The organism is Paenibacillus sp. Soil766, from assembly GCF_001428105.1.
Lineage (GTDB): Bacteria > Bacillota > Bacilli > Paenibacillales > NBRC-103111 > Paenibacillus_E.
The window spans coordinates 66,527-77,159 of the sequence record NZ_LMSJ01000029.1 but is presented as its reverse complement, the minus strand read 5'-3'; the positions used below and the strand labels follow the sequence as shown (position 1 = coordinate 77,159).

Here is a 10,633-nt window from a genome sequence, read left to right as displayed (position 1 = left end):
GCTTTTTAACTATGTTAGTTTAAAACTTTGTGAATTTTTGCACGAAGATGTACCAAGTTGATGATGTGTAAGGTCTAATGCAACGCTAGTGCATAATTTCCATTTATAATTATTTTTTAGTTATATTTATCCTAAATAGATGTAGGTTTTCCAGTTATTCGATTTACTTATCTGCCCAACCCAACCATCTAACTCATCATCTAGCAATCCCGCCCTAACTGCACCAAATCAAAAAAAATGTAGTTGTAAAATTATCACTTTGAACTTTAATGAAAATCACGGGTATTATGGTGCTATGAAAGATCTTTCATCTCGCTCACCTAACTATGGCGATTTAGCGACTAAGACGTGCTGCGAGGGCGCAGGGCTATGCATACTGACGATTTTACGCTATGATAATGGCTAAACCGCACATAGGGGTGCTTGACATGAATTTTACGAAAATGCACGGTCTTGGCAATGATTTTATTGTCGTAGCCGGAGAGAAAGAGCTGCCTGCCGGGGCGGACCAGTTGGCCATTCAGTTGTGTAATCGATTTTTTAGCATCGGTGCTGATGGTGTTGTCTTTATTCTTCCTTCAGAGAAAGCTGATTTTCAAATGCGCATTATCAACTCAGATGGATCTGAGGCCGAGCAATGCGGCAATGCGATCCGCTGTGTTTCCAAATATGTTTACGACCATAAGCTGATTGATGCAACTGAAATTACCATTGAGACCATCGGTGCTGGTGTGCAGAGGGTTCAAGTACATGTGCAAGATGGCCGAGTTGTGACCGCTCGTGTAGACATGGGAGAGCCCATTCTACAAGGACTTCAGGTGCCTACGACAGTTGATGCCGACGAGGTGATCGATTATCCAATCGAGGTCGATGGCACATCGTTTCGTTTCACAGCGGTGTCCATGGGGAATCCGCATTGTGTCATTTATGTAGAGGATGCGGTGAATTTTGACCTGGCAACTTGGGGGCCTAAGCTTGAGGCTCATCCAATGTTTCCGCGTAAAATAAATGTCGAATTCGCAACGGTTCGGGATCGCGCTTATACGGATATGCGCGTTTGGGAACGTGGTGCTGGGCCAACACTTGCTTGCGGAACAGGCGCGTGTGCTACGCTTGTCTCTTCCGTGCTGAATGGTCTATCCGATCGTGAAGCGACGGTTTCACTCAAAGGTGGAGATTTGTTCATTGAGTGGCTGGAAGAGGACAATCACGTTTATATGACGGGGCCTGCAGAAGAAGTGTTTACAGGCAAACTATAGATAGGGGAAATGATGCATGAAATTGGATCTTCGTGCAGCGCTGCAACAGGAGATTTTGACTGGTGACGGCGCTATGGGGACTTACTTATATCAGATGGGATTTCCTGTCGGCATTTCATATGAAGAATTGAATTTGCTTAGACCGGAAACGGTCGCTGACGTGCACCGCCGCTACTTCGAGGCAGGTGCTCGTCTTATTGAAACGAATACGTTCTCGGCGAATCGGGAGAAGCTCTCGAAGTACGGGCTGGAAGGTGACGTTGAAGCCATTAACCGTGCGGGTGTTGAGCTGGCTAGGAATGCTGTTGGCGAAGACGCTTATGTCGTTGGAGCCATCGGATCGATTCGCGCGGGCAAGCGGAAGAATGTGAGAACCTCCGAGGTTGAGCAATCCTTACACGAACAGATCAGCATTCTGCTTGACTCTCCGGTGGACGGACTGCTATTAGAGACCTTCTATGATTTGGAGGAGTTGCAGCTTGCTTTGCGAATTATTCGCAGCATGAGTGGACTTCCTGTGATCTGCCAGTTTGCCAATGAGGGCACAGGCAGCACGCAGGACGGTGTTCCGCTGCAAGAAGCTTTCCTACGGCTACGTGATGAAGGCGCTGATGTGATCGGCTTTAACTGCCGAGTCGGCCCGAACGGGATTCTACGTTCGATGGAGAAGATCACACCGATTCCTGGTATTCCTTTCTCGGCATTTCCGAACGCAGGTTTGCCCGACTACGTAGACGGGCACTATACGTATGCGGCGACGCCGAAGTACTTCGCCGAAAGCGCATTGCGCTTTGCCGATCTTGGCGCGCGCATCATCGGCGGCTGCTGCGGCACGACGCCCGAGCACATCGCCGCTGTGGCGAAGGCGCTGCAGGGCTACGTGCCTGCTGCGCCAGGCACAGCTCCAGCGGGAGCCGCTGCGATCGTGATCGAGCCGGCACCGGCGAAGCCTGCACCGCCGGTGGGCATACCTTCGCTGCTAGACATCGTCAAGCAGCGCAAAACTGTCATTGTCGAGCTGGATCCTCCGAAGGATCTCGACATCGAGAAGTTCATGCAGGGGTCGAAGGCCCTGCAGGAGGCACATGTCGACGCCATTACGATGGCCGACAATTCCCTTGCTGTGACGCGCATGAGCAACTTGGCACTCGGCTACCTCGTGCAGGAGCGCTTAGGCGCGCGTCCGCTTATCCACATCGCGTGTCGTGACCGCAACATGATTGGGACACAGTCCCATCTCATGGGCTTGCACGCGCTGGGAATAGACCACGTGCTGGCCGTGACCGGCGATCCCGCCAAATTTGGCGATCTCCCCGGGTCCAGCTCTGTGTATGATCTGACCTCATTCGAAATTATTCGGATGATCAAACAGCTCAACGAAGGCATCGCCTTCTCTGGTAAGCCTTTGAAGCAGAAGGCTAATTTCGTTGTTGGTGCGGCATTCAATCCGAATGTGAAGCATTTAGATAAAGCCGTTCAGCGCTTGGAGCGCAAAATCGAAGCAGGCGCAGACTATATCATGACGCAGCCCGTTTACGATGCGAAGCTTATTGAAGATATTTATGAAGCGACTAAACATTTGCAAATACCTATTTTCATCGGTATTGCCCCGCTGGCTAGTGGTGGAAATGCCGAATACCTGCACAATGAGGTTCCAGGTATTCGTCTATCGGATGAAGTTAGAGCTCGGATGGATGGCTTGAAAGGTCCCGAAGGTCGCGCAATGGGTGTGGAAATTGCCAAAGAATTGTTGGATACCGCGATGCAATACTTCAATGGTATCTATCTGATGACCCCATTTCTGGCGTATGAAATGTGCGTAGATCTGACGAACTATGTATGGGAAAAGTCGAAAAGGCATGATTTCCACTTGTACCCACTTTCAAAATGAATTAAAATAGGGTAATGGATGTGATTAGAATGATTTGCAGTATGACCGGGTTCGGACAAGCGAATCGTTCTTTTGCGGGATACAACGTGTTTATCGATGTGAAATCGGTCAATCATAGGTATAGTGAAGTGTCGATTCGGTTGCCTAAGGAATGGGCGGCTTTTGAAGACGCTTTGAAGAAGACGGTATTGCATGCTGTGAAGCGAGGACGAGTAGATGTCTTTATCACGGCGGAACGTGAAGCAGCTTCCCCGAAGAACGTAACGGTTAATTATGCTTTGGCAGATGCTTATCTGGAAGCAGCCCAGCAGTTGAAGCAGCGGTATGGGATTACGGGTCAGGTAGATCTCAACGAATTATTGAAACTTCCTGAGCTGATTCAAATGAAAGATGTACGTCAAGAGCCTGATGACGAGATTGAACAGGAGCTATGCGCCTGCCTGCAGGAGGCTGTCTCACAGTTATCCGCGATGAGGCACCGCGAAGGTGAATTCTTAGAGCAGGATATCCGCGAGCGATTAGCCGAGATGAAGCGAATTCATATCGAGTTAGAAGCACTTGCTCCTCAAGTTGTTCAGGAGTATGCGGCGAAGATGACGATTCGCATTCAGTCCCTTGTTCTCGATGGGATACCTGTAGATGAGCAGCGCCTAGCGACTGAGATTGCTCTATTCGCAGATCGTTCGAATGTGGATGAGGAATTAACTCGTCTGAAGAGTCATTTTGGGCAATGTGAGGCATTGCTTTCAGACAAAGAGCCTGTGGGCCGAAAGTTAGACTTCTTGATTCAAGAGATGAATCGGGAAGTGAACACGATTGGATCGAAGTCGAATCATTCCGAGCCTACGGCTAGAGTGATTGCGATGAAAGCAGAGCTTGAGAAAATGCGGGAACAAATACAGAATATCGAGTGAAGCTTGCATGTGCTTCGCGAGGAGGAAGTCCTAGATGGCTATCAAATTAATCAATATCGGGTTCGGCAACATCGTATCGGCGAACCGCATTATCTCGATCGTGAGTCCAGAATCCGCTCCGATCAAGAGAATCATTCAAGAAGCGCGTGATCGTCACATGCTGATTGACGCTACATATGGTAGAAGAACCCGTGCCGTTATCATCACGGACAGCGATCATGTGATTTTGTCGGCAGTACAACCAGAAACGGTAGCGCATAGACTTTCGAATAAGGACGATGATCATGACGAGTAATACGAACACTCTTGAGCGTGAGAGAGGTATTCTGATTGTTTTATCTGGACCGTCTGGTGTTGGCAAAGGAACAGTTTGTGCAGCGCTACGCAAGGTTTCTCCTGATATTGTCTACTCGGTATCAGCGACAACACGCTCACCTAGACAAGGTGAAGTTGACGGTGTTAATTATTTTTTCAAAACCCGTGAGCAATTTCAGCAGTTGATCGAAACCGATGAAGTGCTGGAATGGGCTGAATATGTGGGCAACTTCTATGGAACACCACGACGCTTCGTAGAGGAGACGCTTCGTTCAGGCCACGATGTGATCTTGGAAATCGAGGTTCAAGGTGCACTGCAGGTCAAGCAGAAGTTTGACGAAGGTGTATTTATTTTCTTGTTGCCGCCGTCTCTAGATGAGCTTGAGAATCGTATTGTTACACGTGGGACGGAAACGGATGAGGTCATCCGCAGTCGTATGTCAGTGGCCATCGATGAAATTCGTCTGATGGAACACTATGATTATGCGATAGTAAATGATCATGTAGATACCGCATGCGCGAAAATACAAGCGATACTAGCCGCTGAGCATTGCAAAAAAGATCGTATGTTTCCAAAAATCGTACAATGGATGGATGAGGTGAATTGAATGTTATACCCTTCAATTGATAAACTGCTCGATATCGTAGACAGCAAGTACTCCCTGGTTGTTGCAGCTTCCAAGAGAGCTAGATCTCTTCGTGATGGTGCGAAATCCGATTTGAAAGGCCAGAAGGCTCATAAACATGTCGGTGTTGCTTTAGAAGAACTATATGGTAATTACATCGGTTATGAGAAAATTAACACAAACGAGAGCGAGAAATACGCGAAGAAATAAACTGCCTTACCCAACAACCCTCGTGGTTGTTATTTTTTTCTCACCACATAAGAAAGTATAAGTTTTCGGTTTCCGAAAACAGCTTTCTTATTGGCGATAAAATTTTCCTCTAAACGCGGTCGCTCATCATTGAATGGCTTCGATAGAGATTTTCTCATTTGGTATTTCGAAAGGGGATTTCCATGGGTGTATTGCAAGGAAAAACGATTGTGCTCGGTGTCTGTGGAGGTATTGCGGCTTATAAGGCTGCAGCCTTAACGAGTAAATTAACACAAGCTGGGGCTGTTGTACGTGTGATTATGACGCGCTCCGCGGTGCAATTCGTTGCTCCGTTAACGTTCCAAACCCTGTCGCGGCATCATGTGTTTGTCGATACTTTCGATGAGAAGGATCCCGCGGTTGTGTCTCATATTAATTTGGCAGACAGCGCTGATCTCGTGCTGATCGCCCCAGCTACGGCGAATACTATTGGCAAGCTGGCATTAGGGCTTGGCGACGATATGCTGAGTACCACGTTGCTTGCAACCATGGCACCGATCTGGGTGGCACCTGCGATGAATGTGCACATGTACGCGAATCCTGCGGTACAAACCAACATGGAGACGTTGCGTCGTCGCGGTGTGCGTTTCATTGAACCTGGTGAAGGGCAGTTGGCCTGCGGGTATGTGGGCAAGGGGCGTCTTGCAGAGCCAGAGGAAATTATGGCCGCGGTTGAGCGGCATTTTCAAGGGGAGGCAGGGCGCTTAGCAGGTAAGCGTGTGTTAGTGACGGCCGGAGGTACGGTAGAACGTCTAGATCCCGTTCGTTATTTGACCAATGACTCCTCAGGCAAAATGGGTTATGCCATTGCGGAGGAAGCAGCCCGCATGGGGGCCGACGTGACATTGGTATCGGGGCCCTCTGCTCTAACCGTGCCTGAAGGTGTTCAGCTTGTTCCTGTGCAGTCTGCCCTAGATATGCGTGAAGCGGTGTTAAGCAGACTCGCACAAAGCCAGCTTATCATTAAAGCCGCTGCTGTGGCCGATTATCGTCCTGCTGTTGTGGCTGAGCAGAAAATCAAGAAGAAATCCGACTCGCTAACGCTGGAGTTGATCAAAAATCCTGACATTTTACAGGAAATAGGCACACTGAAAACGGTGAATCAGTTCGTTATCGGGTTTGCTGCGGAGACGGAGCGCTTAGACGAACATGCGATGGACAAGCTGAAGCGTAAAAATTGTGATCTCATCGTAGGGAACGATGTATCACAAGAAGGCGCAGGCTTTGGCGGGGATACGAATGTCGTTCGCTTCTATGATCATAACGGGCTTGTACAAGCGTTGCCTATACAAAGCAAGTGGGACGTTGCGCGCAAGCTGCTTGAGCTTGCCGCAGAGCGAATGACTGTCACGGCGGGGAAATCCTGATGTACGCCAAAGTCATTGTCGATGTCCCAGCCAAGCAAACCAATCGGGCGTTCGACTATGAAGTTCCGTCATCTCTGAGCAAGTGGGTCGAAGTTGGCAGTCGAGTTGGTGTACCTTTTGGACCGCGTGTTCTTCAAGGCTTTGTGGTTGAACTTCAAGAGCAAACGCAAGTAGACGTGAAGCGCATCAAGCCGATTCAAAATGTGTTGGATCTCGTTCCGCCCTTGACGAGTGAACTTGTCAGTCTCGGACGCTGGATCAGTCGCATGTATATGTGCCATGAAGTAACGGCTCTGCAGGCAATGCTTCCCGCGGCACTTAAAGCGAAATATGAGCGTGTCATTATCGTAGGGGATGACTCCGTGGACCAATCCTTACTTGATATGCCAGATATTGAAGCGATTATTAGTTTTGTGAAGAATAAGGAATCGGTATCCATGGACGTCTTATTGGAGCACTTTTCGAAGGAAGGCGCTTTGATCAAAGAGCTGTTGTCATCAGGCAGGCTTGCGGAAGTGCAACTAGTGAAGGATCGGATGAATGCCAAAAAGGCGCTAACCGTATTTCCACCTGCAGGTGGTCATGGTTTGGAAGCAGCGCTTGCCGAGCTTCCGGCCAGAGCGAACAAGCAGAAGGATGTACTGCGATATTTGATCGAGCATCCGCATGCCATTCGTTTGACGGAGCTTATGGAAACCATTGAGGTCGGAGCTAGTACGGTCAAAAGCTTGGCCGATCGCGGCTGGATTGAGCTGCGCGAGGTTGAAGTGATGCGCGACCCGTATATGGGGCGCGCTTTTGAGCGGACGAAGCCGCTTATGCTGACAGAGGAGCAGAGCGGCGTGTTTGCCCCTATTCGCGAGGCAGTCGCAGAAGATCGACATGAGGTGTTTCTGCTTCATGGCGTGACGGGAAGCGGTAAGACAGAGGTATATCTACAATCCATCCAGCAATGCTTGGATATGGATAAGGAAGCTATTGTTCTTGTGCCGGAAATTTCATTGACGCCGCAAATGGTGGAGCGTTTTAAGGGGAGATTCGGCGACCTTGTTGCTGTTCTGCATAGCCGATTGTCGAATGGTGAGCGATATGACGAGTGGCGTAAAATTACACGCAAGCAAGTGAAGGTCGTAATTGGCGCACGTTCGGCGATTTTTGCCCCTTTTACGAAAATTGGCTTGATCATTATAGATGAAGAACATGAATCCTCGTATAAACAAGAAGAGAGTCCGAAATATCATACCCGTGATGTGGCTGTTCAAAGGGCGAAGCAACAAGATGCGGTTGTTGTACTAGGCTCCGCTACGCCATCTCTGGAGAGTATGGAGAAAACGAGACGCAGGAGAGATCGACCTAATCCTCCTTTTACATTGCTGACGATGAAAGAGCGCGTTGCGAGCAGACCTATGCCGCCTGTTACGATTGTAGATATGCGTGAGGAGCTGAAAGCCGGCAATCGGTCGATGTTTAGCAGATCCCTGTATAAAGCGATCGAAGAACGGTTACACAAGAAAGAACAGACGGTATTGCTGCTGAATCGACGTGGATACGCGACATTCGTGATGTGCCGGACGTGCGGTTTCGTTTCACAGTGCCCGCATTGCGATATTTCCTTGACGTATCACCAAAGCTCACGTGCACTGCGTTGTCATTATTGCGGTTATGCGGAGCGTGAGGTGAAGGAGTGTCCGAGCTGTCAGTCCGAGCACATTCGTCATTTTGGGACCGGGACGCAGCGTGTTGAGGAAGAGCTTAGTAAGATTTTCCCTGGTATTAGGGTCATCCGCATGGATGTGGATACAACGACTGAAAAAGGCTCGCATGAGAAATGGTTGACGATGTTTCGTGAGAAACAGGCTGACGTGTTATTAGGTACACAAATGGTGGCCAAAGGGTTGGATTTTCCTGATGTCACCTTAGTCGGGGTCATCGCGGCGGATACGGTGCTGAATATACCGGATTTTCGCTCTGCGGAGAGGACCTTCCAACTTTTAACACAAGTTGCAGGTCGAGCGGGACGGCATGAGAAGCAAGGCGAAGTGTTTGTACAAACGTACACACCTGATCATTACAGCGTGCAATATGCGAGTCATCATGATTATGTGGCTTTTGCGAACCATGAGATGGATATTCGGGCTAATCTAGGCTATCCGCCGTATCAAAGATTGATTTTAATTACGTTCTCACACGAACAAGTACCGCTCTTGGTGCGGATGGCAGAAGCATTTGTTACAAGGTTGAAAGAGATCGCCCTCCCTTACACAAGACAGCAGGTAGATTTGTTCGCGGAAGCCGTATCGATGGATTCATCCTTTCATTTTGACGTGTTAGGACCTGTTGCATCGCCAATTTCACGAATCAAAGATAGATATCGATTCCAATGCGTGGTAAAATATCGTGGGGAAGATAGAGCTGCAGAGATCGTTGGGAAGACAGTAGCTTGGTTTGAGGAACGCTCAGCCAAAGAAAAGCTGCTAATAAGCGTGGATGTTGACCCGCAATATTTGATGTAATAACCCCTAATCGAGAAGACTTAAAGGTAGGTGCACATTCATGGCTATTCGTATTATTGTTAAAGATCCTGATCCTGTGCTGCGCGAGAAAGCGATCACAGTTACGAAATTTAATTCCAATCTGCATAAATTGCTTGATGATATGGCAGATACGATGTATGAGGCGGAAGGCGTGGGCCTTGCTGCTCCACAAATCGGTATTCTGAAGCGTGTAATCGTGATGGATTGCGGCGAGGAGCATGGCGGGCTAATCGAAATGGTGAATCCTGAGATTGTTGTTTCCAGCGGGGAACAAATGGGACCTGAAGGCTGCTTGAGTATTCCTGGGCTTCGTGGTGATGTACTTCGTGCGTTGAACGTAACGGCGAAAGGGCAAGATCGCGATGGGAATCCGATTGAAGTGACAGGCACGGAACTGCTAGCTCGTTGTATTTTCCATGAGATTGATCACTTAAATGGCGTATTGTTTACGGATCTTGCGGTCAAAACGTATACAGCCGATGAAGAAGAGGAAGAAGAAGCGTGAATATCATTTTCATGGGTACGCCAGATTTCGCAGTACCCTCCTTGCAGGCACTCTTGGAGGAAGGCTATAATGTGACAACAGTTGTCACGCAGCCGGATCGGCCGAAGGGACGCAAACGCGTCCTTACACCGACGCCAGTGAAGGTAGAGGCTGAGAAGCATGGCATTCCAGTGCTTCAACCTGTGAAGCTGCGTGAAGCAGATTCTGTAGAGCAGATTCGTCAGCTTGCGCCAGATTTAATTGTAACAGCAGCTTATGGTCAAATTTTACCGAAATCGGTGTTAGATGTGCCTAAGTACGGCTGTATTAATATCCACGCATCGTTGCTTCCGAAATATCGTGGAGGAGCGCCGATTCATCATGCTGTCATGCGAGGTGAGGCTGAAACAGGCGTAACCATCATGTATATGGCGGTTGGATTGGATACGGGAGACATGATCTCACATGTTGCACTTCCGATTGAGGATACGGATACTACGGGGATGTTGTTTGACAAGCTGAGTATAGCTGGAGCAGATTTGCTGAAGCGGACGCTGCCAGATTTACTGGCAGGTCGGATTGAGGCTGTTCCTCAGAATGAGGCGGATGCGATTTATTCCCCTAATATTCGCAGGGAAGATGAGCTTTTGGACTGGTCACGCTCTGCTACGGAACTGTGGAATCACATTCGAGGATTAAACCCATATCCTGGCGCTTACACGTTCTGGAATGGAGATGTGCTGAAGGTGTGGGCGAGTTTGAAGCCGGAGCAGGCAGGTCAGGATCAGTCTGGCGCAGCGCCTGGCACTGTGCTTAGCTGCAGCGAGCAAGGGATTGAAGTCATGACGGGAGCAGGTACTTTGTGGCTAACAGAGATTCAACCTGCTGGCAAAAAAGCGATGCCGGTATCGGAATTTATTCGCGGTGTGCGAATTCCTGCGGGTACGGTATTGGGTAACGTGTAAAGGTAACATTAGAACGAGTGCGTTTATCA

10 protein-coding genes are annotated in these 10,633 nt (G+C 48.9%); all 10 read left to right on the top strand.

Annotation, left to right across the window (positions count from 1 at the left end):
* Positions 1-428 precede the first annotated feature (428 nt).
* The 10 genes from dapF to fmt all read left to right on the top strand — a co-directional run bounded on the left by dapF (position 429) and on the right by fmt (position 10,604).
* Positions 429-1,259, top strand: a complete 831-nt coding sequence (gene dapF, locus ASG89_RS22300; RefSeq protein WP_057313268.1) for a diaminopimelate epimerase — start codon at positions 429-431, stop codon at positions 1,257-1,259.
* Between the two features lie 16 nt (positions 1,260-1,275).
* Positions 1,276-3,150 carry a bifunctional homocysteine S-methyltransferase/methylenetetrahydrofolate reductase gene (locus ASG89_RS22295; protein ID WP_057313267.1) on the top strand — a complete coding sequence of 625 codons (1,875 nt, stop codon included), beginning with the start codon at positions 1,276-1,278 and terminating at the stop codon, positions 3,148-3,150.
* A 41-nt stretch (positions 3,151-3,191) separates the two neighbouring features.
* Positions 3,192-4,064, top strand: a complete 873-nt coding sequence (locus tag ASG89_RS22290; protein WP_321166528.1) for a YicC/YloC family endoribonuclease — start codon at positions 3,192-3,194, stop codon at positions 4,062-4,064.
* A gap of 34 nt (positions 4,065-4,098) precedes the next feature.
* The gene (remA, locus tag ASG89_RS22285; RefSeq protein WP_009672664.1) at positions 4,099-4,359 is read left to right on the top strand and encodes an extracellular matrix/biofilm regulator RemA; all 261 of its coding nucleotides are present in this window, start codon (positions 4,099-4,101) and stop codon (positions 4,357-4,359) included.
* Positions 4,349-4,987 carry a guanylate kinase gene (gene gmk / locus ASG89_RS22280; protein WP_057313265.1) on the top strand — a complete coding sequence of 213 codons (639 nt, stop codon included), beginning with the start codon at positions 4,349-4,351 and terminating at the stop codon, positions 4,985-4,987. Before remA ends, gmk begins: the two co-directional genes overlap by 11 nt.
* A complete protein-coding gene (rpoZ, locus tag ASG89_RS22275) occupies positions 4,988-5,215 on the top strand; it encodes a DNA-directed RNA polymerase subunit omega (RefSeq protein ID WP_056612362.1) in 228 nt (75 codons plus the stop codon).
* A 182-nt stretch (positions 5,216-5,397) separates the two neighbouring features.
* Positions 5,398-6,621: a bifunctional phosphopantothenoylcysteine decarboxylase/phosphopantothenate--cysteine ligase CoaBC gene (gene coaBC / locus ASG89_RS22270; RefSeq protein ID WP_057313264.1), complete on the top strand. Its 1,224-nt coding sequence runs from the start codon at positions 5,398-5,400 to the stop codon at positions 6,619-6,621.
* Positions 6,621-9,134, top strand: a complete 2,514-nt coding sequence (gene priA / locus ASG89_RS22265; RefSeq protein WP_057313263.1) for a primosomal protein N' — start codon at positions 6,621-6,623, stop codon at positions 9,132-9,134. The genes coaBC and priA overlap by 1 nt, the downstream gene beginning before the upstream one ends.
* Before the next feature lie 40 nt (positions 9,135-9,174).
* Positions 9,175-9,660: a peptide deformylase gene (gene def / locus ASG89_RS22260; RefSeq protein ID WP_057313262.1), complete on the top strand. Its 486-nt coding sequence runs from the start codon at positions 9,175-9,177 to the stop codon at positions 9,658-9,660.
* Positions 9,657-10,604, top strand: a complete 948-nt coding sequence (fmt, locus tag ASG89_RS22255) for a methionyl-tRNA formyltransferase (protein WP_235549881.1) — start codon at positions 9,657-9,659, stop codon at positions 10,602-10,604. The genes def and fmt overlap by 4 nt, the downstream gene beginning before the upstream one ends.
* Positions 10,605-10,633: the final 29 nt, after the last annotated feature.

What these genes read in the sequence shown, in the direction of transcription:
- dapF (WP_057313268.1), top strand. Translation starts at nt 429, where the DNA reads ATGAATTTTACGAAAATGCACGGTCTTGGCAATGATTTTATTGTCGTA.
- ASG89_RS22295 (WP_057313267.1), top strand. Translation starts at nt 1,276, where the DNA reads ATGAAATTGGATCTTCGTGCAGCGCTGCAACAGGAGATTTTGACTGGT.
- ASG89_RS22290 (WP_321166528.1), top strand. Translation starts at nt 3,192, where the DNA reads ATGACCGGGTTCGGACAAGCGAATCGTTCTTTTGCGGGATACAACGTG.
- remA (WP_009672664.1), top strand. Translation starts at nt 4,099, where the DNA reads ATGGCTATCAAATTAATCAATATCGGGTTCGGCAACATCGTATCGGCG.
- gmk (WP_057313265.1), top strand. Translation starts at nt 4,349, where the DNA reads ATGACGAGTAATACGAACACTCTTGAGCGTGAGAGAGGTATTCTGATT.
- rpoZ (WP_056612362.1), top strand. Translation starts at nt 4,988, where the DNA reads ATGTTATACCCTTCAATTGATAAACTGCTCGATATCGTAGACAGCAAG.
- coaBC (WP_057313264.1), top strand. Translation starts at nt 5,398, where the DNA reads ATGGGTGTATTGCAAGGAAAAACGATTGTGCTCGGTGTCTGTGGAGGT.
- priA (WP_057313263.1), top strand. Translation starts at nt 6,621, where the DNA reads ATGTACGCCAAAGTCATTGTCGATGTCCCAGCCAAGCAAACCAATCGG.
- def (WP_057313262.1), top strand. Translation starts at nt 9,175, where the DNA reads ATGGCTATTCGTATTATTGTTAAAGATCCTGATCCTGTGCTGCGCGAG.